Annotated in this window: 22 protein-coding genes and 1 pseudogene; 9 read left to right on the forward strand and 14 right to left on the reverse strand. The window is 53.2% G+C overall.

The features are described from left to right. Positions 1 to 20: 20 nt before the first annotated feature. The 4 genes from prpE to prpB form a co-directional block, all read right to left on the reverse strand. Complete coding sequence (gene prpE, locus NNO08_RS01075) at positions 21 to 1,907, reverse strand: propionate--CoA ligase (protein WP_271455994.1); 1,887 nt, start codon at positions 1,905 to 1,907, stop codon at positions 21 to 23. A 40-nt stretch (positions 1,908 to 1,947) separates the two neighbouring features. Next, complete coding sequence (locus tag NNO08_RS01080) at positions 1,948 to 3,399, reverse strand: bifunctional 2-methylcitrate dehydratase/aconitate hydratase (protein WP_137384461.1); 1,452 nt, start codon at positions 3,397 to 3,399, stop codon at positions 1,948 to 1,950. A 40-nt stretch (positions 3,400 to 3,439) separates the two neighbouring features. Next, a complete protein-coding gene (gene prpC / locus NNO08_RS01085; protein ID WP_137384460.1) occupies positions 3,440 to 4,609 on the reverse strand; it encodes a bifunctional 2-methylcitrate synthase/citrate synthase in 1,170 nt (389 codons plus the stop codon). Positions 4,610 to 4,728: 119 nt separating this feature from the next. Then, entirely contained in the window at positions 4,729 to 5,613 is an 885-nt protein-coding gene (prpB, locus tag NNO08_RS01090; protein ID WP_137384459.1) for a methylisocitrate lyase, read from the reverse strand. Positions 5,614 to 5,864: 251 nt separating this feature from the next. On the opposite strand from prpB, the gene prpR reads away from it, so the two are divergent. Beyond that, on the forward strand, positions 5,865 to 7,460 hold the full coding sequence (gene prpR, locus NNO08_RS01095; RefSeq protein ID WP_271455995.1) for a propionate catabolism operon regulatory protein PrpR: 1,596 nt from the start codon (positions 5,865 to 5,867) through the stop codon (positions 7,458 to 7,460). Between the two features lie 48 nt (positions 7,461 to 7,508). On the opposite strand, the gene yahO is transcribed toward prpR, so the two are convergent. Further along, entirely contained in the window at positions 7,509 to 7,784 is a 276-nt protein-coding gene (yahO, locus tag NNO08_RS01100; protein ID WP_003830901.1) for a DUF1471 family periplasmic protein YahO, read from the reverse strand. Between the two features lie 348 nt (positions 7,785 to 8,132). Here yahO and NNO08_RS01105 point away from each other — a divergent pair, with 348 nt between their 5' ends. The 3 genes from NNO08_RS01105 to NNO08_RS01115 all read left to right on the forward strand — a co-directional run bounded on the left by NNO08_RS01105 (position 8,133) and on the right by NNO08_RS01115 (position 11,567). Next, positions 8,133 to 8,765 carry a LysE family transporter gene (locus tag NNO08_RS01105; RefSeq protein WP_137384458.1) on the forward strand — a complete coding sequence of 211 codons (633 nt, stop codon included), beginning with the start codon at positions 8,133 to 8,135 and terminating at the stop codon, positions 8,763 to 8,765. Positions 8,766 to 8,852: 87 nt separating this feature from the next. Beyond that, a complete protein-coding gene (locus NNO08_RS01110) occupies positions 8,853 to 10,241 on the forward strand; it encodes a diguanylate cyclase (RefSeq protein WP_271455996.1) in 1,389 nt (462 codons plus the stop codon). Positions 10,242 to 10,460: 219 nt separating this feature from the next. Next, positions 10,461 to 11,567 (forward strand): 4Fe-4S binding protein, encoded by a 1,107-nt coding sequence (locus NNO08_RS01115; RefSeq protein ID WP_271455997.1) that lies wholly within the window; start codon positions 10,461 to 10,463, stop codon positions 11,565 to 11,567. A 73-nt stretch (positions 11,568 to 11,640) separates the two neighbouring features. On the opposite strand, the gene NNO08_RS01120 is transcribed toward NNO08_RS01115, so the two are convergent. Genes NNO08_RS01120 through NNO08_RS01140 form a run of 5 tightly spaced genes read right to left on the reverse strand, consistent with a single transcriptional unit; the run spans position 11,641 to position 16,386 of the window. Further along, positions 11,641 to 12,534 (reverse strand): MurR/RpiR family transcriptional regulator, encoded by an 894-nt coding sequence (locus tag NNO08_RS01120; RefSeq protein WP_005127925.1) that lies wholly within the window; start codon positions 12,532 to 12,534, stop codon positions 11,641 to 11,643. A 2-nt stretch (positions 12,535 to 12,536) separates the two neighbouring features. Then, complete coding sequence (locus tag NNO08_RS01125) at positions 12,537 to 13,484, reverse strand: iron-siderophore ABC transporter substrate-binding protein (RefSeq protein ID WP_271455274.1); 948 nt, start codon at positions 13,482 to 13,484, stop codon at positions 12,537 to 12,539. Between the two features lie 15 nt (positions 13,485 to 13,499). Beyond that, positions 13,500 to 14,552 carry a FecCD family ABC transporter permease gene (locus NNO08_RS01130; RefSeq protein WP_271455998.1) on the reverse strand — a complete coding sequence of 351 codons (1,053 nt, stop codon included), beginning with the start codon at positions 14,550 to 14,552 and terminating at the stop codon, positions 13,500 to 13,502. Continuing rightward, positions 14,549 to 15,562, reverse strand: a complete 1,014-nt coding sequence (locus NNO08_RS01135) for a FecCD family ABC transporter permease (RefSeq protein ID WP_271455999.1) — start codon at positions 15,560 to 15,562, stop codon at positions 14,549 to 14,551. Before NNO08_RS01135 ends, NNO08_RS01130 begins: the two co-directional genes overlap by 4 nt. Continuing rightward, positions 15,559 to 16,386, reverse strand: coding sequence for an ABC transporter ATP-binding protein (locus NNO08_RS01140; RefSeq protein ID WP_137384452.1), 828 nt, complete (start codon positions 16,384 to 16,386; stop codon positions 15,559 to 15,561). The genes NNO08_RS01135 and NNO08_RS01140 overlap by 4 nt, the downstream gene beginning before the upstream one ends. Positions 16,387 to 16,832: 446 nt before the next feature. On the opposite strand from NNO08_RS01140, the gene NNO08_RS01145 reads away from it, so the two are divergent. Further along, complete coding sequence (locus NNO08_RS01145) at positions 16,833 to 18,995, forward strand: TonB-dependent siderophore receptor (protein WP_271456000.1); 2,163 nt, start codon at positions 16,833 to 16,835, stop codon at positions 18,993 to 18,995. A gap of 181 nt (positions 18,996 to 19,176) precedes the next feature. After that, positions 19,177 to 19,686, forward strand: a complete 510-nt coding sequence (locus tag NNO08_RS01150; protein WP_271449948.1) for a hypothetical protein — start codon at positions 19,177 to 19,179, stop codon at positions 19,684 to 19,686. Between the two features lie 104 nt (positions 19,687 to 19,790). Here the strand turns inward: NNO08_RS01150 and foxA are convergent, their stop codons facing one another. The 3 genes from foxA to NNO08_RS01165 all read right to left on the reverse strand — a co-directional run bounded on the left by foxA (position 19,791) and on the right by NNO08_RS01165 (position 24,025). After that, complete coding sequence (gene foxA / locus NNO08_RS01155; RefSeq protein ID WP_271456001.1) at positions 19,791 to 21,899, reverse strand: ferrioxamine B receptor FoxA; 2,109 nt, start codon at positions 21,897 to 21,899, stop codon at positions 19,791 to 19,793. A 121-nt stretch (positions 21,900 to 22,020) separates the two neighbouring features. Further along, positions 22,021 to 23,004 carry a helix-turn-helix transcriptional regulator gene (locus tag NNO08_RS01160; RefSeq protein WP_271456002.1) on the reverse strand — a complete coding sequence of 328 codons (984 nt, stop codon included), beginning with the start codon at positions 23,002 to 23,004 and terminating at the stop codon, positions 22,021 to 22,023. 115 nt (positions 23,005 to 23,119) lie between these two features. Then, positions 23,120 to 24,025, reverse strand: a complete 906-nt coding sequence (locus tag NNO08_RS01165) for a LysR substrate-binding domain-containing protein (RefSeq protein ID WP_271456012.1) — start codon at positions 24,023 to 24,025, stop codon at positions 23,120 to 23,122. A gap of 109 nt (positions 24,026 to 24,134) precedes the next feature. Here NNO08_RS01165 and NNO08_RS01170 point away from each other — a divergent pair, with 109 nt between their 5' ends. The 3 genes and pseudogenes from NNO08_RS01170 to NNO08_RS01180 form a co-directional block, all read left to right on the forward strand. Beyond that, positions 24,135 to 24,761, forward strand: coding sequence for a LysE family translocator (locus NNO08_RS01170; protein ID WP_271456003.1), 627 nt, complete (start codon positions 24,135 to 24,137; stop codon positions 24,759 to 24,761). Positions 24,762 to 24,978: 217 nt separating this feature from the next. Then, positions 24,979 to 25,236, forward strand: coding sequence for a YjhX family toxin (locus NNO08_RS01175; protein WP_048212521.1), 258 nt, complete (start codon positions 24,979 to 24,981; stop codon positions 25,234 to 25,236). Between the two features lie 91 nt (positions 25,237 to 25,327). Continuing rightward, positions 25,328 to 25,462, forward strand: a pseudogene (locus NNO08_RS01180) (SAM-dependent methyltransferase); the annotation flags it as partial. A gap of 56 nt (positions 25,463 to 25,518) precedes the next feature. On the opposite strand, the gene NNO08_RS01185 reads toward NNO08_RS01180, so the two are convergent. Next, positions 25,519 to 26,088, reverse strand: a complete 570-nt coding sequence (locus NNO08_RS01185) for a DJ-1/PfpI family protein (RefSeq protein WP_271456004.1) — start codon at positions 26,086 to 26,088, stop codon at positions 25,519 to 25,521. Positions 26,089 to 26,265 lie beyond the last annotated feature (177 nt).

Raw genomic sequence — 26,265 nt, forward strand, 5'->3', positions numbered from 1 at the left:
AGCCACCATCCGGAAACGCCTTACTCCTCGATCGCCTGGCGGATTTGCTGCAACGATGTCGGATCGTCAATGGTGGTCAGATCGCCAGGATCGCGGCCTTCGCAGATCGCCTGGATCGTACGCCTGAGCATTTTTCCGGAGCGTGTTTTCGGCAATTGTGACACAAACCAGACATGTGCCGGGCGGCCAAAGTTACCAATCTGGCTGTCCACCAGCGCCATAATCGCCTTCTCTTCAGAATGCGCAATGTCGCGGTCTTCCAGACTGTCACTCTGCTTTGGAATGACAAACGCGACGGCCACCTGCCCTTTTAGCGCATCTTTCACCCCCACTACCGCTACCTCAGCTACGTTCGGATAGCTGGAGATACTCTCTTCTATCTCGCGCGTGCCCAACCGGTGCCCGGCGACGTTGATCACGTCATCCGTACGCCCCAGAATGAAGTAGTACCCGTCGTCGTCACGAATGCCCCAGTCAAAGGTGGCGTACACCTGGCGGGAGAACAGCGACCAGTAGGTATTCACAAAGCGTTCGTCATCGCCCCAGATGGTCTGAATGCAACCCGGCGGCAGCGGCCCTTCAATCACCAGCATCCCCTTCTCATTTGCAGCACAAGGTTCGCCAGTCACTTCATTGAGGAGTTGCACGTTGTAGCCGTACATCGGCACGCCAGGACTGCCCAGGCGCGACGGTCGGTCGTCCAGCCCACGGGCAATCGCCATAATCGGCCAGCCAGATTCGGTCTGCCAGTAGTTGTCGATAACCGGAACACCCAGCGTTTGGGTTACCCAGCTTGCCGTCGGTTCATCCAGCGGCTCGCCGGCCAGATACAGCACTTCCAACGAGGAGAGATCGTGATTCCGGATCTGCGCGGTCGGAAATTTCTTCAGCACACGGATGGCGGTCGGTGCCGAGAACATCCGGCTGACCTGGTATTTTTCAACGATTTTCCACCACACGCCGCAGTCCGGCCAGGTTGGCAACCCTTCGTACACCACTGTCGCCATCCCCGCCAGCAACGGGGCATAGACGATGTACGAGTGTCCCACCACCCAGCCGATATCCGACGCGCAGAAGAACACGCCGCCCGCTTTGCCACCAAAAATGGTGTCCATCGAGGTGGCCAGCGCTACCGCATAACCGCCGACATCACGCTGCACGCCTTTTGGTTTACCGGTTGTACCGGACGTGTAGAGAATGCAGGAGGTTTCATTCGATTCCAGCCAGACCACCGGCACGCGTGCGCCGAGATGCTGTTGGCGCAGCGCGGCAAAGTCGAGGTCGCGTCCTTCAACCCACGCCATTTTCGCCAGGCCACGATCAACCAGTACCACATGGCGCGGCTGATGCTGAGCCTGCGCAATTGCATCATCGAGCAGCTTTTTATACGGCAGGATCTTGCCGCCGCGCGCCCCGGCATCCGCCGATACGATGACCTTTGGCTGGGCATCGTCGATCCGCGCCGCCACACTGTGCGAGGCAAATCCGCCAAATACCACGGAATGGATCGCCCCAATCCGCGCACAGGCCAGCAGCGTAATGTGCGCCTCGGCGATCATCGGCATATAAACCAGCACCCTGTCGCCGCGCTGTACGCCCAGCGACAGCAACATCGCCGCCGCGACGTTTACCTCGTCATACAACTGACGAAAGGTAAATGTGCGCTCTTCTTCGGTTTCCGATGAAACCGCGATCAGCGCCAGCGCGTCAGGCTGTTTCTCCAGCCAGCGGTCGATGGCGTTATGGCACAGATTCGTCGTCCCGCCACAAAACCAGCGAGCAAACGGTGGATGACAATGATCCAGTACCTGAGCAAACGGCTGCTGCCAGTCAATACGCTGGGCCTGCTCGGCCCAGAACGACTCAGGTTGCGTAATCGAACGCTGATAAAAATCGCTATAAGACATAATGCTCTCCTGTTGAACTTACGCCTTGCCGCACGCAGGTTTAGATAACGAACAAATCAAGGTATTCGTTGACTGGCATCTGCTCCAGGCTTGCTCTGTTCAGGGAGACATCCAGAATGCGCTGCTGCTGACGGGTCGGGAACTGACGCGCCAGGTTGATTTTGAATTTTTCGACCAGTTTCGGCATCCCGTCATGACGACGACGCGCGTGGCCGATGGGGTACTCCACCACAACTTCTTCAAAACGTGATCCATCGGTAAATTCCACGGTGATGGCGTTTGCGATGGCGCGTTTTTCCGGGTCGTGATAGTCCGCGGTAAAGGTTGGGTCTTCGAAGCAATTGATCTTCTCGCGCAGCGCATCAATGCGTTTGTCCTGCGCCACACCGTCTTCGTAATCAGCTGCGGTTAAGCGTCCGAACAGCAGCGGGATAGCCACCATATACTGAATGCAGTGGTCACGATCCGCCGGGTTATTCAGTGGACCTTTTTTATCGATGATACGAATACAGGCTTCGTGCGTACGAATGGTCACTTTTTCGATATCCGCCGCCGTTTTACCCGCCGCCTGCAGTTGTTCATACAGCGTCATCGCCGCTTCAACCGCTGTTTGTGAGTGGAACTCGGCCGGGAAGGAGATTTTAAACAACACGTTTTCCATCACGTATGAGCCGTACGGGCGCTGGAAGCGGAACGATTCCCCTTTGAAGGAGACGTCATAAAAGCCCCAGGTTTTTGCCGTCAGCGCAGACGGGTAGCCCATCTCGCCGGTTTTCGCCATCAGCGCCAGACGCACGGCACGTGAAGTGGCATCGCCAGCAGCCCAGGATTTACGTGTGCCGGTATTCGGGGCATGGCGATAGGTGCGCAGCGACTGTCCGTCGACCCACGCCAGCGACACCGCGTTGAGGATCTCATCGCGGGTCAATCCGAGCATTTCGGCAACAACGGCGGTCGAGGCGACTTTCACCAGCAGGACGTGGTCAAGTCCAACGCGGTTAAAGGAGTTTTCCAGCGCGATACAGCCCTGAATTTCGTGGGCTTTAATCATGCCGGTCAGCACTTTTTTCATGGTTAACGGCGCTTTTCCCGCCGCCACCGCATTGCGTGACAACCAGTCAGCCGTCGCCAGAATACCGCCGAGGTTATCGGAAGGATGGCCCCATTCAGCGGCCAGCCAGGTGTCGTTGAAGTCCAGCCAACGGATCATCGCGCCGATATTAAATGCCGCCTGAACGGGATCGAGCTGGAACTGAGTGCCCGGTACACGAACACCGTTCGGCACCACCGTACCCGGCACAATCGGCCCTAACAGCTTTTTACAGGCCGGATATTCCAGCGCTTCCAGGCCGCAGCCGAGGGTATCAAGCAGGCAATAATGTGCAGTGTCATACGCCACCTTTGAGGTGATCTCGTAATTCATAACGTAGTCAACGATATCAACAATTTCACGGTCAAATTCAGGGCGAACGTTCGAAATATGTGCAGACATAGGGTACATTTCCTGTTTTTTTATCTTTAGAGGTTTGGCATTAGCAACGTTTTTCAATTGCGACGAATTCGCGATCTTCCGGGCCAACATAATTGGCGGAAGGACGGATAATTTTGTTGTCCTGACGCTGTTCGATAATGTGCGCCGCCCAGCCAGTAACACGGGCGATGACAAACAGCGGTGTGAACATTTCGGTGGGGACGCCCATCATGTTGTAGGAGACCGCCGAGAACCAGTCGAGGTTAGGGAACATTTTTTTCGTTTCCCACATCACCGCTTCCAGACGGTCGGCGATGTTGTACATTTTCAGCGAACCGCCTTCCTGAGAGAGCTGTTTCGCCACGCGCTTAATAACCTGATGACGCGGGTCGGCAATGGTGTACACCGGATGTCCAAAGCCAATAACCACTTCTTTGTTTTCCACACGTTTGCGGATATCCGCTTCGGCTTCATCCGGTGTTTCATAACGCTGCTGGATTTCCAGCGATACCTCGTTGGCTCCGCCGTGTTTCGGGCCGCGCAGTGCGCCAATCGCCCCGATAATCGCGGAATACATGTCTGAGCCAGTACCGGCGATCACTCTGCCGGTAAAGGTGGAGGCGTTAAATTCGTGCTCGGCGTACAGCACCAGCGAAATATGCATCGCCTTTTCCCAACTTTGCGACGGCTTTTCGCCATGCAGCAGATGCAGGAAGTGGCCGCCAATCGAATCATCGTCAGTTTCCGGCTGAATGCGCTCGCCGTTGTGGCTGTAGTGATACCAATACAAAAGGATTGAGCTAAGTGAGGCTAAAAGTTTGTCAGCGATGTCGCGCGCGCCAGAGACGGTATGCCCCTCTTTTTCCGGTAACGTACAACCTAACGCGGAGACGCCGGTGCGCATGACGTCCATTGGGTGTGATGCTGCCGGCAGCGCTTCCAGCACGGTACGCACGTTAGCAGGTAAGCCACGCAGCGCTTTTAATTTGCTCTTGTAGGCGTTGAGCTCATCGCGGGTAGGCAATTTTCCGTGGATCAGCAGGTGCGCAACCTCTTCAAATTCACACTGCTGCGCCAGGTCGAGAATATCGTAGCCACGATAGTGTAAATCGTTACCACTTTTACCAACGGTACACAACGCCGTATTTCCGGCGGGGACGCCGGACAGCGCGACGGATTTTTTCGGCTTAATGACATGGGTACTGTTTTGCAGGATCGTTGTGTCGCTCATGTTGTCCTCGTTATTTTTTATATATAGGGTATTGAGGGTATGCATCGCGTAGTACGTTGTAGGCCGGATAAACGTAGTGCCATCCGGCATTGCCTGATGGCAGCTGCGCCTTATCAGGCCTACGGCTTCGTGGTGTACAGCGCGTCGAGTTTCTCTTCGAACTGGTAGTAGTTGATGCTTTCGTACAGCTCGTTACGCGTCTGCATAATGTCGATCACGCTCTTTTGCGTACCTTCCTGGCGCAGCACGTTGTATACCCGTTCAGCGGCGCGGTTCATGGCACGGAAGGCAGACAGCGGATAGAGCGCCATCGCCACATTTGCACTGCGCAGCTCATCGGTGGTGAACAGCGGTGTCGCACCAAATTCGGTAATGTTAGCGAGGATCGGCACCTGCACCGCGTCTGCAAACTGGCGGTACATAGACAGCTCGGTGATCGCTTCCGGGAACAGCATGTCAGCGCCCGCTTCGACATACGCCTGCGCACGATCGATAGCCGCCTCTAACCCTTCCACCGCCAGCGCATCGGTACGCGCCATGATGACAAAGTTGGGATCGGTACGCGCATCCACGGCGGCGCGGATCCTGTCGACCATCTCTTCTTTCGAGACGATCGCCTTGTTCGGACGATGACCGCAGCGCTTAGCGCCAATCTGATCTTCAATGTGCAGCGCAGCAGCACCGGCTTTGGCAATCGACTTCACGGTTCGCGCCACGTTAAATGCCGACGATCCAAACCCGATATCAGCATCCACCAGCAACGGTAGCGGGCAAACGTCGGTGATACGGCGGATATCGGTCAGCACATCATCCAGCGTAGAGATGCCGAGGTCGGGCAATCCCAATGAGCCGGCCGCCACGCCGCCGCCTGACAGGTAAATTGCCTGGTATCCGGCGCGTTGGGCCAGGAGCGCATGGTTGGCGTTAATGGTACCCACGATTTGTAATGGATTTTCTTTGGTGAGCGCAGCGCGGAACGCCTGCCCTGGGGAGTGTAGAGACATATCCCGTCCTCTTGTTATCAACTTGTTATCGTTCGTTGATTAACCTAAAGCAAGGGGTATGCCAAAGACCTGAATTTTGGCTCAAATTCTATTTTTCATTTTTAAAACAAAGAATTACATTTAAAATCTGCATTTTTTATGTACAAAAGCGTGTCAGCTATCGTTTCATGAAACCGAGATGAACGTTTCATTGCAACATTTATGAAACACAACTAAACCCAATATTCAGTTCCTTACTTTTTGGGTTGCTTATGGCTGATACGCATCTTCCGCCGCGGATGAATGACGACAAACCGGTTATCTGGACGGTCTCCGTTACGCGTCTGTTTGAACTGTTCCGCGACATCAGCCTGGAGTTCGACCACCTGGCGACCATCACCCCTATCCAGCTCGGTTTTGAAAAAGCGGTCACCTATATCCGCAAGAAGCTGGCGACCGAGCGATGTGATGCGATCATTGCGGCGGGCTCCAACGGTGCCTATCTGAAAAGCCGCTTATCAATTCCAGTGATCCTGATTAAACCCAGCGGCTTCGATGTGCTACAGGCATTGGCGAAAGCGGGAAAACTCACGTCATCGATTGGCGTCATTACCTATCAGGAAACCATTCCTGCGCTTCTCGCCTTTCAAAAGACCTTCAATTTACAGCTTGAACAGCGTAGCTATATCACCGAAGAAGATGCCCGAGGACAAATCAACGAGCTGAAGGCCAACGGCACTCAAGCAGTGGTCGGGGCGGGACTCATTACCGATCTGGCGGAAGAAGCCGGTATGACCGGCATCTTTATCTATTCAGCGGCTACCGTGCGCCAGGCCTTTGTCGATGCGCTGGATATGACGCGCCTGACGCTACGGCGAAATGGTCAATACACGTCTGGCGATACGCTGCGCACCCGCTATGCACTGGGAGATATGCGCGGCCACTCTGCTCAGATGGAACAGGTACGGCACACCATAATGCTCTATGCCCGTTCTCGCGCACCGGTGCTGATTCAGGGCGAAACGGGGACGGGGAAAGAGCTGGCGGCGCAGGCCATTCATCGTGAATATTTCACCCGTCAGGAGAATCGACGCGGTAAACCCTCACCACCGTTTGTTGCCGTCAACTGCGGGGCAATCACCGAATCCTTACTGGAAGCGGAGTTGTTCGGCTATGAGGATGGTGCTTTTACCGGCTCACGGCGCGGCGGACGCGCGGGTCTGTTTGAAATCGCCCACGGCGGAACACTGTTTCTTGATGAGATCGGTGAAATGCCGTTGCCGCTACAAACCCGACTGCTGCGCGTACTGGAAGAAAAAGAGGTCACCCGGGTAGGTGGACATCAACCGATTCCGGTAGAGGTACGGGTGATTAGCGCCACGCACTGCAACCTGGAACAAGAGATGAAACAAGGCGAGTTTCGTACCGATCTGTTTTATCGCCTGAGCATTCTGCGCCTCAAACTCCCCCCGCTACGCGAACGGCTACCCGATGTTTTACCGCTGGCGGAAGGCTTTTTAAAACAGTCACTGGCGGAATTAGATGTGCCGTTTTCTGAGCCTGTGCGTAAAGGACTGGGGCTCAGCCAACATATGCTGCTGAATTACGGCTGGCCGGGGAATATTCGTGAGCTACGCAATATGATGGAGCGTCTGGCATTATTTTTAAGCGTTGAGCCACAACCAGAACTTAACGTCCATTTCTTGCAGCAATTATTGCCCGAGCTGGCGACTGTCGCCGAAATACCCCAGATATCATCATCACTGACACCACAACAGGTGCTGGCACAATTCAACGGCGATAAAACCGCAGCGGCACGATATCTCGGTATCAGCCGAACCACGTTTTGGCGCAGATTAAAAGAATAACCCGCCAGTACAGAGGCTGGCGGGTATTTTATCTTTCAATGCAGCGCGTTATTTTTTCTTGTAAATATTAGCTGTGCCATGGATTTTGTTATCCGTTTGGCCGGAGGTTAATACCACCACATCAGCGCCTTTCTCTTCAGCTTTCTTCAGCAGCTCTTCTTTAGCATCTGCAACAGAAACTTCATTACTCGTTGAAATATCACCGATTTTTGTGTACTGCGACTCAACCTTTTCAAACTCAAGTTTTGTCATAAATTCCGCAGCATAGGCGTTGGAAAAAACTAAAGCTAACGCACCAATAAGTACTTTATATCCAGTTTTCATATCAAAGCTCCAGGTTTTGTTATATATGCCATCATCGACCCCTGAACATCCATCATGCGAGTCAAGGATGATTAATAAGTAGTTCAGCCTGATTAAAAGATCCAGAGCCAACGGAAATATAAAGAAATCTTGCGCCGTAGCCACAACAGGCGATCCAGCGCTGCCGCGTTATCCAACGATTCCGGTGACACAAATAGTGTTAATGATGACATTGAGAAATTAACTGCGTTTGATGGTGCACTGTGAGTGAATACTCAGAATATTGATTGCACTAAAACTATAGTAGGTGCAGATTCTTAAATGACCTGCGGGTAAACATTCATTTTCTCACTGATGGAATCGTTGTCTATGGAACCTCTGCACGCCGTCGTGCTCACCGTTAGCCTGTTTGTTTTAACCTTTTTCAACCCCGGAGCAAACCTGTTCGTGGTGGTGCAAACCAGCCTGGCGTCGGGACGACGCGCGGGTGTGATGACCGGTCTGGGCGTTGCCTTAGGCGATGCGTTCTACTCCGGGCTTGGCCTGTTTGGTATGGCGACGCTTATCACCCAATGTGAAGAGATATTCTCACTGATAAAAATCGTCGGCGGTGCCTACTTACTGTGGTTTGCCTGGAACAGCATACGCCATCAGGCCACACCGCAAATGCCCACCTTACAGCAACCAATCTCCGCCCCCTGGTACGTATTCTTTCGTCGCGGGCTGTTAACGGATTTATCCAATCCGCAAACCGTACTGTTTTTTATTAGTATTTTCTCGGTCACCTTAAGCGCAGAAACCCCAACCTGGGCCAGGCTGATGGCATGGGCAGGCATTGTGCTTTCTTCTGTTATTTGGCGTATTTTTCTCAGCCAGGCGTTTTCTCTTCCTGCGGTGCGTCGTGCATATGGTCGTATTCAGCGCGTTGCCAGCCGGGTGATTGGTGCCATCATCGGCGTCTTCGCCTTAAGGCTGATTTATGAAGGTATTCGCCATCGTTAATGCGTAAAGAGAGTTTCACTTGACCATCGTGAGGTAATTGTCCGTAATACCGCCTGAATTTTTCAATCACATTTGAGTGGCTGTGAGATGGAACAGGTTGATCCCGTAAACGACACATTACTCCTTACAGAATGGCGGGCGCTAATACGCCAGACATCCCCTGAAGTTCATACGATCCTCACAGGGTTAAGCGACGATGAGATCCGCCATTTAGTGACCGTTTTTTATGACTACATGCTCTCTCACGCGGAGAGCGCGTTGTTTTTGAATACCGAGCAGGTCAGTACGCGCCTGAGCGGCAGTATGTTTGACTGGTTGCGCAGCGTGCTCGGCAGCGCATATGAAGACCTCCCGCTCTTGCTGGCAAAACAGCGTGAAATAGGTGTGGTACACGCCCGTATCGGCCTGCCTATCGATCTGGTTAACCGCGGGGCGCGTAAGCTAAAAGAAGAGCTGTATCAGTTGCTGAAAAGTAAGGCAGACTACTCTGTCAGCCTGTTGAGCGATGCTATCTGTTTCAGCAGCCTGGCGATGGACACCGCACTGGAGGCCATGACCGTTTCCTACTCCCCGAGCTATCAAAACTCGCTGCACACGCAGGAGCAGTATCGGCTGCAGACCATTTACGACGACGTCAACGTCGAGCGCGAACGGCAAATCCGTTCGTTTACCGATTGGGAAAATCAGTTTATCTACAACATTGCGACCGGATTACCGTCCGGTGATCTGGTGTTCCTGGCAGACTCTGATTTTGGTATGTGGTTCTCCCATAAGGGAAAACACATTCTTGGCAGCGGTAATCTGCTGGCAGAAATGGAATCCGTGATCGCTGAAATCGATAACCGTCTGACACAGACGCTCTCGAATCAGCATCAGCCTGGCGAAGCCGAACGGATGAGCTTATTGCAGGATGTCCGACAGCTCTCGGCCAAAATCCATTTTCTCCTCGCCTCAATGTTTGAAGCGCTGGTCAAACAGGAAAATGGCAAAGATTCGCTGACCCAGCTGCTTAATCGCCGCTTTATTCCGACGATTATGCGCCGTGAAATCTCGCTGGCGTTACATTCACGAAAACCCTTTACCCTGGCAATGCTGGACATTGATTATTTTAAGCAGATCAACGACAGCTACGGACATAACACTGGCGATATGACGCTGAAAAACGTCGCAGCCGTTATTTATGAGCACATCCGCAGCAGCGATTACGTATTCCGCTATGGTGGTGAAGAGTTTATGATCCTGCTGGTCGAATCAGACGAATCGCAGGCCTCGATTATTCTGGAAACGCTGCGTAAGAAAATTGCCGAGCTGCGTATCGCTGCTTCCATGACTGAATCCTTCTCTATTACTGTCAGTATCGGCGTTGCCGAATATGACTATCACCCCGACTACAAACAACTGGTTGATAAAGCCGATCGCGCGCTCTATCTGGCGAAAAGCCATGGCCGTAACCGCGTAGAAACGTACCAGGAATGACTGTCGTCCCCCACAGATAAATAAATACCCCGTTCAGGGTATTTATCTGACCTGTGATAAATATCGTGCTGTTATTTTTATACATGCCCATTAGCGTGATAGAAATGGCAGCCGATTAATAAGATGCAAATCAAATACACTATATCTTTATAGCGGTAGCATATCCCGGTGATGAGTCTTCCTGAATGCAGGGGGAAATATGAGGGATAATAAGAGATCATGAACGGGAAGAAGAAAACGCGCTGGCAGCGCCGCCCTGGAACAGTCGGAGGGAAACTGCCGTGGAATGACTGGCGCAATGCCAGTAGCTGGAGAAAAGCCACCCAGTTTCTCCTGTTGGCCATCAATATCTATATTGGCGTGACGTTCTGGTATTGGGTTCGCTATTTCGAAACAGCCGGTACCAGCGTTTATATCCCAAGACCCGGCGGTATTGAGGGATGGCTTCCCATTGCCGGTCTGATGAATATCAGATACACACTGGAAACCGGTTTTCTTCCCCCCATTCACGCCGCTTCCATGCTGCTGCTGGTTGCCTTTATCCTGATGAGTTTGCTGTTAAAAAAAGCGTTCTGCTCGTGGTTGTGCCCGGTGGGGACGCTGTCTGAGCTGATAGGTAATCTGGGCAAAAAAATAGTGGGTCGCAACTTCACCCTGCCTCGCTGGCTGGATCTCCCTTTGCTGAGCCTGAAATATCTGCTGCTGAGCTTCTTTCTGTATATCGCCCTGTCGATGCCAGCACAGGGGATTCAGTATTTTCTGATGTCAGCTTACGGCATGATTATTGACGTTAAGATGCTCGATTTCTTTCGTCATATCGGCACGACAACGCTCATCGTGGTGGCGGTTATCAGCATTATGAGCCTGTTTATTCGCAATGCGTGGTGCCGTTATCTGTGCCCTTATGGCGCACTGCTTGGTCTGTTCTCTTTGCTTTCGCCATTTAAGATCCGCCGCAATGCCGACAGCTGTATCGATTGCGGCAAATGCGCAAAGAACTGCCCGTCGAATATTCCGGTCGATCGCTTAATTCAGGTACGCACCGTTGAGTGCACGGGATGTATGACCTGTGTGGAATCCTGTCCGGTAGCCTCGACGCTGACCCTGTCACTGAAAACACCGCCTGGCGCACAATCAGGGCACAGCGCAGCGCCGAAACAATGGTGGCGACAAGGTAGGTTATCAGGGTGGACAATGACGCTACTGCTGCTCGGTATTTTGTTTGCCGCCGTAGGCTATGCGGTGTACGCCAACGTCTGGCAAACGCCGGTGCCGGATCATATGTATTTCCAGCTGATCCCGAAGGCCAGAATGATCGGCCATTAATGGTTTGATCTGTCTGCCTTTATGCCGGGTGGTGACGACCCCCTACCCGGCCTGCATATCGGGTATCACTGGTTTATTTCTTCGCCCCGGATTTACCAATGCCCCGGTACAGTTCGTTAATCCGCTTCACGGATTTAATGGATCGCTGCGGCGCGGTAGACGCGACAGACAGCACGATCATTTCCAGACACACCAGCACCGTACCGTGGAGCGGCATTTTCCCATTCTCGCCGCCGCGTGGCACGTTAATCACCACATCCGCTTCTTTACTAAAACGGGAGTCCAGCGCGTTCGTCAGTAAAATAACCGGGACACCCAACCGCCTGGCCTCACGAATGGTCGTCAGCCCTTCCCGGTGCGGTGATTTTTGCGCCATCATGATCAGCACATCTCCCCGCTGCAATGCGATCAGTTGCTCCGCGAGGTTAATCCCGGTGCGATTAAACGCTACTGCAGGCAGGCCAATACGGCTGAGCAGACGCGCGGTATAATCCGCCAATACGCCGGATGCGCCAATACCAAAAATCCCCACCTGACGAGCTTCTACCAATAATGCCACCGCCTGCGCAATTGCATAGCGGTTTTGCGGTGTAGAAAGGGCTTCACAGGTGCGCTGATGGCCCTGCAAGACAAAATCAATACTGGAGTTCACATCGCAAGAGAGCGTATTCACCGTGGTGGTCATCTTCTCTTCTGAGGTCACGCCAGGACCAAACCAGTGTTCAATGGTCTGCTTTAAATCGCGCAACCCGGCAAACCCCAGTGCCTGAATTGCCCTGACCACCGTCGCATCAGAGGTTTGAGTGGCGGCAGCGATTTCTATCGCCGTAAACTCCAGCACCACTTCGCGGTTTTCGTTGATATAACGCGCCACGGCCTGCATACGTGGCGAGAGTAAATGCGCCCTGGCGCGAAAACGGTCACCATAGACATCAATACGATTTTTGGCTTTTTTCGCCGTCAGCATGGTTATTTAGCCTCCGGTAGCCATCGTCCGGCGATGTGCGTTTGCACCTGCGCCACCATCAGGCTCAGCGAGGCATAGGAATTGGATATCGCCTCTTCACGGGAGAGTAAAACGTAATGTCCGCGCTGGCAGGCGGTCAGGAACTCACACCAGCCCGGCATCACCGCATCCATCGCCGCGATTTCATCCTGCGGTTTACCGCCGGTATCGCCACGCCAGGTCGCGAAGACAAAATCTGCATCCAGTTCAGGCAGACGTTCCGCACTGACATCAATGCGCCCACCCGGCGGAATGCTGTCAATAAGCTTCGGGAAGGTGAAGCCAGCATCGCGTAACACTCGCCCCAGGGAATGATAGGTGTGCAACGCATTAATTTTGCCCTGATTGGCCTGTATTACCGCCACAGAGATGTGCTGCGTATCGACCGTCCGCTTGAGCTGGGCAATTTCTTCACGGTAGCGCCGTTCCAGCAATGCCAGCCGGTTCTGCGTACCTGTCAGTTGCGCCAGCTTGCGGTAGATCTCCGGCGCACCGCCATCGAGATGGTCGATACTGACCGTCGGCGCTATTTTTTCCAGTTGCTCAATCGGCGTGTTACGGCTGGGTTCGGTGATAATTAAATCCGGTTTCGCTGCGACAATGGCTTCAATATCAATGTCTGCCGTACCGATATACGTCATGGTCGAATTATCAAAATCCACGCCGGTCAGCAGCACGCCGGAGCGTAAAAAATGGCTGCCATCCGGGCGCGTTCGGCCGTGACTGGCCACCGGAGGCACGCCCAGCTCGATCAGCGGAATAGTGATGTCGAGATCGTGCAATGACACAATGCGCTGCGGATGTAGCGGTACGTTCACCACCCGCCCGAGATCGTCAGTAAATGACTGAACAGGCCCCGCCGCCTGGACGGTGCAGCCGACCAGCAGCAGCAATGAAAAGATTAAGCGCATATACCCTCTTAACAATTACAAACGATCCCGGCGACGCCAGAGCAACAGTAAAAAGAACGGTCCACCGACCAGGGCAATGACGATCCCTGCTGGGATTTGCAGTGGTGCAAACGCCAGACGACCCACGGTATCGGTCACCAGCACCAGCAACGCACCGATCAACGCACTTCCCCACAGCAGCGCTGTTTGTCCGCCACGCAGCCAGAATCGTGCCATGTGTGGCGCCATCAACCCGACAAAACCGAGGCTACCCACGCAGGCAACACTGGCGGCGGTGAGTACAACCGGCGCGAGAAAACGCAACAACGCCAGTCGGGGTAAACGTACCCCCAGCCCCGTTGCCGTCGCATTGCCAAGCAGCGCCACATCCGAAGCTCGCGCCGTGGCAAATAAGATAATGGCCGCAGGCAACGTCCAGACCAGCGCCACCAGCAGCAGTGGCCAGGTGGCGGCATGAAGGCTGCCCGCCAGCCAGACCAGCGCAGTCTGTACGTCACGGACATCGGCGGTGGTCATAAATACGCCCATTCCCGCTGCAAAGAACCATGACACACCAATGCCTATCAACACGAAGCGAGGCCGGGAGAAATCACGGGCCAGCAGCATCACCAGTGTGGCGACCAGTGCGCCGCCGGCCATTCCCGCCAGGGGCCGCCAGACCAGACTAGCGGACGGGAAAAGCAGCACCAGGGCCAGCACCACCACGCAACTCCCTTCTTTGACACCGATAAGCCCGGGATCGGCCAACCCGTTGCGGGTGATCGATTGCATTGCCGCCCCGGCCAATCCGAGCATCGCCCCGCACAGAAGCGCCATCAGCAGTCGCGGCAGTCGAACATCCCAAACGACATACTGTTGCTGAGCCGTCAACGCCTGAGGATCAAATAACGCCCGTCCGATAGCGGAAGCCGGAACCGGGAGCGAACCCTGCATCACGCCGAACAGCAGTAATGCGATGGCCAACACCGTCAGGCCGAGGCTGTACAGCACGGTTTTGGGACGAATGACACGAGAAAATCCCCCCACCCGCCATGCACGAAGCCCTGCACGCTGCAGCATATCGTTCATTTCAAAAACCTCGACGCAATGAAAATAAACGCCGGAGCACCCACCAGGGCGGTCATGATCCCTGTAGCCAGCTCCTGCGGAGCCAGCACCGTGCGGGCGGCAATATCCGCCAGCAGCAGCAGCGCCGCACCCAGCAATGCCGACGTCGGTAGCATCTGACGAATATCGTCTGTTACCAGACGGCGGATAACGTTAGGTACTAACAGGCCGATAAACCCCAGCGGCCCCACGACGGAGACTGCCGCACCGCACAGCAGCGCAATGGCGATCATCGCCAGCACGCGTATGCGCAGAATGTTCACCCCTAACCCACAGGCCATACGGTCTCCGAGGGCCAGAATATTCAGGCCCGGCGCGATAGCGAGCGCCAGCACCATACCGGCAAGCGACGGGGGAACGGCGCTTTTGACACTTTCCCAACTCAGACCCGCGAGCCCCCCCACCAGCCAGGTGCGCATTGCCAACAGGGTTTGTTCATCCAGAATCAGGATCGCCGCAGTCAGCGATGACACCATGGCCGACAACGCCACACCGCACAACGTGACCTTCAGCGGCGTTAAGCCACCGCGCCCGGCAGATGAAAGCGCCATCACCAACGAAAAAAGTGCCGCAGCACCGCCTGCCGCCAGCAATGGCTGGCTTGCCCCCGTCACGCCAAGCGCGGCACACAACACAACGACAAACGCCGCACCGGCATTCAGCCCCAGAATATGCGGCTCTCCCAGCGGATTACGAATCAATGCCTGCAACAGCACACCCGCAACACCTAACGCCGCGCCGACCAGCATCGCCGCCGTCATACGCAGCAGACGTAAGGAGACAATAATCCGGTGGTCAAAATTTTTCGCATCAAAGTGGAACAGCGCCTGTACGACGGTCTGCGGGCTGATAGTGCGTGCGCCAACACCCAGGTGCACCACCGCCAAAACACACAACAGCAGCGTTAACACGGGGAGCGCCAGCATAAACCGGCCACGGCGACGAGCCTGTGTGGTTGCCATGACCGTCATTGCGCTTGCCCGCCCGGCGCGCGGAACGGCATAAAGAACGGTTTGCCGGTGAGAGGATTCACAGACATCTGCACGTCGACGTCAAATACATGCTTAATCAACTCGGGCGTGCAGTTTTCGCCATCATGCACGACGCCCTGCAACGTCCCCTGCTTGAGGAACACCAGCATGTCCCCGTAATTCACGGCAAAATTCAGGTCATGCAGGACCACAACCACTGTACGGCCATGATGGCGAGTCAGTGAATGCAGCAGTTCGAGGATCTCTACCTGATAGCGCAGATCGAGAAACGTAGTCGGCTCATCCAACAAGATGACCGGCGTTTGCTGTGCCAGCGCCATCGCAATCCAGCAGCGCTGACGTTGCCCACCGGAAAGGCTCTCTACCGGTAAATGCGCAAAATCAGCAGTTCCGGTCAACTGGAGTGCCTGCTCCACGGCGCGTTCGTCATCGTCCGTCCATTGCGAAAGCATGTTCTGCCAGGGAAAACGCCCGCGCGATACCAGTTCGAAAACGGTGAGTCCTTCGGGCACCAATGGGGATTGCGGCAGGATCCCGAGCTGCCGTGAAACCGCTTTGGTGGGCTGCTGATGAATGGCTTTACCATCCAGTAATACGCTGCCACCGTGCGGTTTCAACATACGGGCGATTGTGCTTAACAACGTTGATTTACCCGAGCCGTTCGCCCCCACCAGCACCGTCATTTTACCTTGCGGGATAGTGAGGCAGATATCGTGGACAATGGTGTTATGGCGATAACCCGCAGAAAGCTGTTGTAGTTCAATGCCCGTTCTGTGGGCGGTATTTTCCACATGCTGTGGCATGTTCACTCCTGCGCCGCCGCATGGCAAAGCCTGCATGCGTAACTCTCTAAATAAAAATAAAACTCATTCTCTTTGTGATCTTGCTGGCTTGCACTGTAGTAGTCAAGCAATTACACCCTGTAGTTACATCACTTGTAGCCAACAACTAAAGCACAAATAAAAACCGCTGAAAAATCAATAAAAATCATTCTTTTTCAATGTATTGAAAATTAAATACCCTCAAAAAAAAGACGGTTAAATTGCGGTAAATCGCCTGTAGTTTCTTTTTCATTTTTACGTTTACTACTACAAACGCCCATGATTGAATGATTCTCAATTACACATCTGACGCCAGTAACGCTGGTTTACAGATGGATAAATGCAGGGCTGGCAAGCCGGGCAATGAATTGAATCAACCTGTTTCCCTGCCCATTTTTGGCAGGGTCTTTTGCGGAATAAATAAAATAATGGCTGAGTTAACGACTTACTTTTCGGGGATGAAAGGGCGGGCATTGTGCTCTGCTCTCTTTCTGGGCATGACAACAACATCTACGGTATTCGCAGCGGAGAAAGAGACAACTCCGCCTACAGGGGAAGATACCATCACTGTTCGGGCAGATGCGTCTTCTGCCGATCAGGCCGTAACATCGGGTTACCAACCGCTGAGCTCGTCCACCGCGACGCTGACATCCATGCCATTGTTGGATATTCCACAAGTGGTGAGCACTGTCAGCGATAACGTTCTGGAAGATCAGCATGTCACGACGCTGGACGAAGCGCTGTATAACGTCAGTAACGTTGTGCAAACCAACACATTAGGTGGCACGCAGGATGCGTTTGTCCGCCGCGGCTTCGGCGCAAACCGTGACGGCTCGGTGATGACCAACGGTCTGAAAACCGTGTTGCCGCGCAGCTTTAACGCCGCCACCTCACGCGTAGAAGTGCTGAAAGGCCCGGCCTCAACCCTGTACGGGATTCTCGATCCCGGCGGGCTGATTAATGTCGTCACCAAACGTCCGGAAACGCAGTTTGGCGGGTCGATTTCAGCAACCTCCAGCAGCTTCGGCGGCGGCACAGGACAGTTTGACGTGACCGGGCCGATTGAAGGCACGCAGTTGGCCTATCGCCTGATTGGCGAATATCAGCATGAGGATTACTGGCGTAACTTCGGCACGAATCAGAGCACTTTCATCTCCCCGTCCCTGACCTGGTTTGGCGACAACGCCACCGTCAACGTGCTCTACTCACATCGCGACTATAAAGCCCCGTTCGATCGCGGCACCATTTTCGATCTCAACACCAAACACGCGGTGAATGTGGATAGCAAAACCCGTTTTGATGAGCCGTTTAATATCACCGATGGCGAATCAGATCTGGCGCAGTTGAATGCCGAATACCGCTTCAACAGCGAATGGACAGCGAAATTCGACTACAGCTTTAGCCAGGATAAATACAGCGATAATCAGGCTCGCGTGATGGCTTATGATTCTGCCACCGGAAATCTAACCCGCCGTGTAGATGCCACTCAAGGCTCCACCCAGCGCATGCACGCCACGCGTGCCGATTTGCAGGGCAACGTCGATATCGCTGGCTTTTATAACGAGATCCTCACCGGTGTCTCTTATGAGAACTACGATCTGCTACGCACCGACATGATCCGCTGTAAGAACGTAAAAGGGTTCAATATTTATAATCCTGTCTACGGTACGTTGGGTAAATGTACTAACGTTTCTGCCGCTGATAGCGATCAGACCATTCAACAAGAGAGCTATTCTGCGTATGTGCAGGACGCGCTGTACCTGACCGATAAATGGATCGCCGTCGCCGGGATGCGTTATCAGTACTACACCGAATACGCTGGCAAAGGCCGTCCGTTCAACGTCAATACCGACAGTACCGACCAACAGTGGGTGCCCAAATTCGGTATGGTTTACAAACTGACGCCGTCCGTATCGCTGTTCGGTAACGTGTCGCGATCCTTCATGCCGCAATATTCTATTGCCAGTTATATTGGCGAACTGCCACCTGAAACCTCAACAGCGTATGAAGTGGGGGCAAAATTCGATATCTTTGACGGTATCACCGCCAATATTGCTCTGTTTGATATTGATAAACGCAATGTGCTGTACAACGAAATGATCAATGGCGAAACCGTGGCGAAAACGGCGGGTCGCGTGCGTTCACAAGGCGTGGAAGTGGATGTCGCCGGTTCGTTGACCACCAACACCAATATCATCGCCAGCTACGGTTATACCGCCGCGAAAGTGACGGAAGATCCTGATTACAAAGGTAAGCCGCTGCCTAATGTACCGAAGCATACCGGCTCATTATTCCTCACCTACGATATTCAGAATGCCTTTATGGGTAATACCCTGACGATTGGCGGTGGGGGTCATGGAGTGAGTCGCCGTTCCGCAACCAATGGCGCAGACTATTATCTGCCGGGCTATTTTGTCGCCGATGCCTTTGCCGCTTATAAAATGAAGCTGCAGTATCCGGTCACCTTGCAGCTCAATGTGAAAAACCTGTTTGATAAGACCTATTACACCTCATCCATTGCCACCAATAATCTGGGTAATCAGATTGGTGACCCACGAGAAGTGCAGTTCACGGTGAAAATGGAATTCTGATCTTCTTCATCCATTAACCCTGCCAATTCTGGCAGGGTTTCCCGCTTACTCCACCATTTTAAGATAATTGCACTTGTGCTGTCGCCGCCCCGTTTATACAACCCTAAAGATCACCTGTAATACGATGACGTTTATTTTGTTATGGGCGACTGGGGACCACAATAATGAATGGGATAACATTATGACTAAAACAAAACTGACGCTGCTATTACCTTTATTTTTAGCTGGCTGTTCAATGAGTGACGGGGAATTAAGAAATACCTATGCTCAGCATTATCAGCAGCCTGCGGCTTACGTTGAAGTCTATAAGCAAAAAATAGCCGGCATGGATATTAATGCGCTGGCGCAATATGCCGCCGCAGAAGATAAGAAAAAAATGCGCGGGCAGCCAAGACTGAAAATTGACGAATTCATTACCATTGAGAACGTTCAGGCGAAAGATAATCGGGTAGTCTACGATTATACGCTTTCAGAACGCTGGCTGGCGCTGTCTGCAGATAAACAGCGCGAGAAGCAGAGTAATATGAATAAAGATTTGATCTACCGAACCTGTTCGTTGGAGACGGTACGTCTGGCGCAGGCAAAAGGGCTGGAAGAAGAACATAACTATTACAGTCAGTATCCTGACAAGTTAGCCTTTACCCTGAGAACCAGCGCGCAGATTTGTATGCAAAACGGTTTTACAAAATAGCCGCACTCACTATGCCTGATGCACTGCGCTTATCAGGCCCACAATTTGCACACTGCCGTAGGCCGGATAAGGCGCCAGCGCCGCATCCGGCTAAAAAGAGAGACTCAGAATTTCCAGGATACGCTACCAACAATGCTGCGCTCTGCGCCAAAGTAACAATAAGAAAGCGAGTTGCAGGCCGCGACATAGCGTTTATCGGTCAGGTTGTTAACGTTGAGCTGCGCACTGAGTCCTTTTATACCGATGTTCGTTAAGTCATAACCCACCGCCAGATCCACCAGCGTATACGATGGCAGGGTGTGAGTATTCTGGCGATCGCTGGTAATACCATTAACGTAGCGCACGCCTGAACCCAACGTCAGCCCCTCCAGTGGGCCACTTTTCACATCGTAGCTTAACCAGGTGCTGGCCTGATTGCGCGGTGCATAAACGGCACGCTTACCCTGTTCCTCCGGGCTGCTTTTCTTATAGCGAATATCGGTGTAGGTATACGCCGCCTGCAAACGGAAACTGTCCGTCAGTTGGCTAATAGCTTCCAGCTCCACCCCTTCAGATTCAATTTCGCCAATCGAACGGTACGGATCGGTCGGCTCTTCTTTGGTGGCAATATTGGTCTGATTAATGCGGAACACCGACGCGCTAAACTGGCTATTCAACCCTTCCGGTTCATATTTCAGCCCGGCTTCCCATTGTTTGCCTTTCATCGGTTCCAACAGGTTACCGTTCTCATCAGCAAAACTGGTTGGCGTAAAGGCGGTGGAATAGCTGATGTACGGCGCAACACCGTTATCGAACAAATAAAGCAGAGCAGCGCGGCTGCTAAAGTTATTTTTGTCCAGATCGCTGCGAGTGCCATTTTGCTTATCAATATTCGATATGCTCACCTGATCGTAGCGGCCACCGAGCGTTATACGCCAGCGATCCCATGACATCTGATCCTGCAAATAGTAGCCCGTCTGGCGCAACTTGTGCTTCTCGCGCGCATACATATCGATGTAATCCGGCTTCGCCCCGTACACCGGGTTAAACGCATCGATCGGCGGAAATGCCCCGTAATAGCCGGTAGTATTGTTGCTGCGATCCTGATAATCGATGCCCACCAGCAAGCGATGATTGACCTGCCAGGTATCAAAACTACCATCCAGTTGATTATCCAGGGTAATCGCCGACATTTTTTCGTCTGAGCCGGAATAACCGCGATTAAGCTCTGTTTCATTCAACCAGCCTGCCGCATACACCTGGTTCAGTTCAACGTCGGTATGCAAATAGCGTAACTTTTGCCGCACCGACCAGCCGCTATCAAACATGTGCTCAATGTTGTAGCCGACCATATTTTCACGGCGATCGTATTTGTCGTATTCGTCCTCGCCTTCGTAGAAGGTGTTGGCGATCTTCTGCCCATAGTGTGGCACAACGGTGCCGTCATACGGCAGGCCAGAGTGGCTGCCACCTTCCGGGTCACGGTGCAGATAGGCCATCAGGTCAAGACGCGTCTGATCGGTGATGCGCCAGGTCAGACTGGGCATCAGCGCGTAGCGCTCTTCTTTCAACGGGCCAAACTGCGAATCAGCATAGCGCGTCATTCCACTCAGGCGCGCCGCCACGCGGTCGTTATCGTCCAGCGCCCCGGTGACATCAAACGCGGCGCCGCGCTGATTGTTGTTTCCGGCAAACAGTTTCACTTCTCCGCCCGCATCAAACGACGGTTTACGCGATGTCAGCGCCACGATCCCGCCCGGAGACGATCGGCCGTACAGCACGGAAGCCGGGCCGCGCACCACTTCAATATTGTCGAGAAACCACGGATCGACCACCAGCGAACTGTGCGAGTTGGTGTCGCCCATCATCTTCAGACCATCGAGATAGACGTTATCCAGGCTACCGTCAGAAAAGCCACGCAGCACGATGTAGTCAAAGCGGTTGGAGGCGCCAATCTGATTGCTGTACACCCCCGGCGTATAGCTGACGGCCTGGCGCACGCTGGTTGCACCTTGTTCTTCAAATTGTTCACGGGTAACGATAGAGACCGATTGCGGCGTTTCGATATCCGGTGTGGCAAGCTTGGTTGCCCCACTTTGCATTTGCGAGGTGACAACCACCGTATCGTTTTTTGGTGTTTCCTGCGCCAGCAGAGGAAAAGCCACACTGCCGGTCACCCATCCTACCAGCAGCGCCAACCGAGTCTTCGCGAACATGAACATCTCCCAAGGCATATCTAATTGTAAATGAGAATTATTGCCATTTTTGTATCAGGAGTCGCTATGCCGAATGCCAGGTTGCGTATGCGCAACGCCAAATTATTAATCTGCCACGCGCATAAAACGGGAAAATGGATTAGCAAAGTTTGAGAACATCACCAGGCGGGAAGCCATAGCGACGACGAAAGGCTGTAGAAAAGTTGGTGGCGTGCTGGTAGCCAGACATCCATGCCGCTTGCTGTACGCTATACCCTTCCAACAAATAGCCACGCGCGCGCTCCAGGCGGCAGTCACGCAGGTAGTCAAACACCGAGCAGCCATAGGCCATGCGAAATTTACTGCGCAAACTGCTGGGGCTCATCGCTGCGCGCTGCGCCAACTCGTTAAGCGTGTAGTCATTTTCAGGGGTTTGCTCCAACAGGCGACGCACACTTTCCAGCCGTTGCTGCTCGCCACTGGCAGCGAGGCATGTACCGCTCTCTACCTGACAAACACTGAGACCGTGACCAAATAATTGTAAAATCAGTCCTTCCAGCATCAACTGGCGGGAAACATGGCTAAGCGAGCCCTGCTGCGCATACTGTAATCCGCTGAGTAAAAACCCCGGCACCTGCCAGATAAGCGTTGGCGTCTGGCAGCTTTCCCACTCACGCATAAGGGATTCAAGCAATCCTGTGCGCCATGCCCCGTCAGGATATAACCCAAGTGATAGCGTCCGTAGCTTGCAGTCTGCAGGGTGGCGGGCGCTCATTACCAGGTGTTCACTCAGACGCGAACTAAACGCCATGCCAGAACGTACCACATGTTCCTGCCCGTTGAGCGTCAGTATCACGCAACCTTCCAGCACCACCAGCATATACAAGGGACTACTGTGCCGGGAGGTGGTTTCATACGGTTGCAGCACCTGTACATCAGAGTGTGTGACGCACATCCCGCAAGGGAGCATCATCTCCTCGACTTCCCCTTGCAACACTGCACTGGAACACGGAAGACCCGGTTTTTTCGCCAGCAACGGAAAACGGTAATCGATCCCGTAACGCTCACCAAAGTCCCTAAACTCACTGACGGAGAAGGTGCGGGTAAAACGTCCGGATGCATTCTGGGCGGTGGTGTTGTTCATGCTGTCTTCTGCACAGGAAATGGAATTTGCAACGTACGACTGGTGGCAACATTACCATTACCCGCACAACACAACAATAATAATGAGAATTGTTATCAATATGGTGTTCAGCGGGTTATTTCAGCCAGAGCAGTTCTGCCATGTCAGCCTCAGGCGCAGCTTCTTTTAACCAGCGATACAGCAACTCAATATTTCGAAGCCGGGTTGACGCTTTTGGCCAGACGAGGTAATAGCCGTCTCCTGTCGCGACCGCCTGTTTAAACGGTAACGCCAGCATCCCGGTCTGAATAGCCGTCAGGCTTAATAGCAGATCGGCGACCGCTACCCCATGCCCGCTCATTGCCGCAAGACTCCCCTGTTCCAGGGTATCGAACACTTTGCCACGTGCCAGGTTCAACGCAGGAAATACCCCGGTACGCTGCAGCCACCGACGCCAGTCGCGGCGATCGGCGGAAGGATGAATCAATTCACAGACGGCGATATCACTTTGCGCCTGAGCCTGTAACGCAGGCGCGCATACCGGGATAAGCCACTCCTGAAACAGCAAACGGCTGTCCGTATCCTCACCAAAATAACCATTCCCCAACAGGATTGCACAGTCATACGGTTCGCGACTGAATGCGACGGAGTCGGTGTCCATCCACACGCTGGAGATTTCAATCACCGGCGTTGGATGGGCTTCCCGGAAATGACGCAGCACATCCAGCAGCCAGCGCATGGTCAACGTTGAGGGTGCTTTCAACCGCAGCTCATGACTACTGCTACGGAAAGCATGGCAGGCATGTTCTAAACTTTGAAACCCGACCGTCAGCTGTTGCGCTAACCCCTGTCCTGAAGGCGTTATCTCAATACGGGGGCCGCTACGAACAAACAGTTCGCAGCCAAACCAGGCTTCCAGTGTGCGGATATGACGGCTTACCGCACCAGGCGTGACGTTCAGTTGAATAGCCGCTTTACTAAAGGACCCCAGACGGGCAGCAGCTTCGAAAGCTCTCAGGGCATACAGTGGGGGTAGCGTCATCATCGGCTTCTATGTTGAGTTTTACTCACAGTAGAGCGCAGTTTTATTCGTTTTTCAATGTGACACGCAGGCGGAATACTGATGAAAAATAACGTCAGGATCATCAGATATGAATCTCGCTTTACTGGCTGTATACAGCCTCTCGGTGCTAACACTGTTGCTAACGCCTGGCCCTGTTGTGGCGCTGATTACCGCGACGGCGGTACAGTACGGCTATCGCCAGGCCTTTATGACGCTATGCGGAACGAACGGTGCTTCATTGCTACTGCTCGCGCTTGCTGCGCTGATGCTGGCGGGGGTGGTATCACTCTCTCCTCTGCTGCTGTGTGTGCTGGGTCTCGCCGGATCGCTGTATATCGGCTATAGCGCGTTTTGCAGCCTGTGGGCCAGAAATCAAGCCGCCCGCGAAGACTCTCGTCAGCCGTCTCATGGGGGATTTATCAACGGTTTTCTGATTGGCGTGTCAAACCCGAAAGATATTCTGTTTTTCGTTTCATTCTTTCCACAGTTCATCACCGTTACACATAATTTCGCCACCAGCATGCTGGTACTCACGCTGGTATGGGTCATTTTTGACGTTGCCGTTCTGTCATTTTATATCGTGATTTTCAAACGCTGGATGCCCACGCGGTGTGTCAGATACAGCGTTTTTATCTCATCCCTGTTCCTGCTGGCGGTAGCGGTGTTTGGCATTATCTATAATGTGGCCGCACTGCGGTTACAGATCACAAATTAGCGTCACAAGGGTTCCCCTCGAGGGACCGCCTGTTATTATTCACCATGTAAATACCTTTCAACTCAACCCGAGGCTTTGATGCTGGAGAATGTCATCATCAGATAATCAGTTTGCCGACCTTATCAGGCCGGACTGGTTATCAATGCGCCGAAATCGAATGCGGACACCGCAGTGTGTTTGCACGTTTTGCACATGATGATTAAACAGGTTTTCCAGTATGAATTTATCCCGTCAGGAACAACGTACCTTACACGTTCTCGCCAAAGGTGGCCGAATTGCGCACGTCCGAGATAGCGCTGGCCGCGTCACATCCGTTGAATGTTATAGCCGCGAAGGATTGCTGCTCTGCGACTGCACGCTTGAGGTGTTTAAAAAGCTCAGAACCAAAAAACTGATCAAATCCGTCAATGGTCAGCCCTACCGCATCAACACCACCGGATTAAACAATGTTCGCGCCCAGTTAGATAATCGCTAAGGAGAGAGTGATGGATATTCCCAGAATTTTTACTATTACTGGCGTCAAATACCCGCCACGAAAGATATTGCCCAGGCATGCGGGGGCAGTTCGATGGCTGGAGGTGAACCCAAACGATGACTTTACGCAGGAAGTCAGAGAGCAACTGAGGACGTCACCGGGGCGCCATGTCACCTTCACCCGGGAATATCTCGGCTGGGGAGTATTCGCACTCATGCAACGGTAATTTTTTGCAGTCGGTATAGCCGTATGAGTTATACCGACCTGCAAAGCCGGTACCCGTTACTTCATTAATACTTCAACAAATTTAGCCAACCAGGCAGGATGGGCAGGCCATGCCGGCGCGGTAACCAGATTGCCATCGACGTGCGCCTGGTCAATCCCGATATCGGCATAATGCCCACCGCTCAATCGAACTTCTGGCGCACACGCTGGATACGCGCTACAGGTCCGATTTTCTAACACCCCGGCTGCCGCCAGCAATTGCGGGCCATGACACACAGCGGCGATAGGTTTACCCGCAGAGTTAAAGTCTTGTACCAGTTGAATGACATCCGGATTCAGACGCAAATACTCCGGAGCCCGCCCACCAGGGATCAACAAGGCGTCATAATCCGCCTCGCGCGCATCAGAGAAATTCGCATTCAAGGTGAAGCGATGCCCTGGTTTCTCACTGTAGGTCTGCGCCCCATCAAAATCGTGAATGGCGGTTTGAACATAGTCGCCTTGTTTTTTATCCGGGCAGACGGCATCAACCCGGTGACCGAGCATTTGCAGAGCCTGGAAAGGCACCATCGTTTCATAATCTTCGGCATAATCCCCGACCAGCATCAGAATCTTCTTCATGCACATCCCCCACTCACGGTTATTAATAATGAGAAATAACGGCCATCTTTACTATAGTTCACACGACTCGGGACATTACTAAATACCGCAGAACAATCGGCTGGATCACAGTCTATACAGAGGCCCGTCAGAAGGGCTTTCTGTGAGTTAGATAAAGCAACGTGCATTTAATAAATATAAATT

This window comes from Citrobacter sp. Igbk 17 (genome assembly GCF_028069775.1).
In the GTDB taxonomy this organism is placed as follows: Bacteria; Pseudomonadota; Gammaproteobacteria; order Enterobacterales; family Enterobacteriaceae; genus Citrobacter.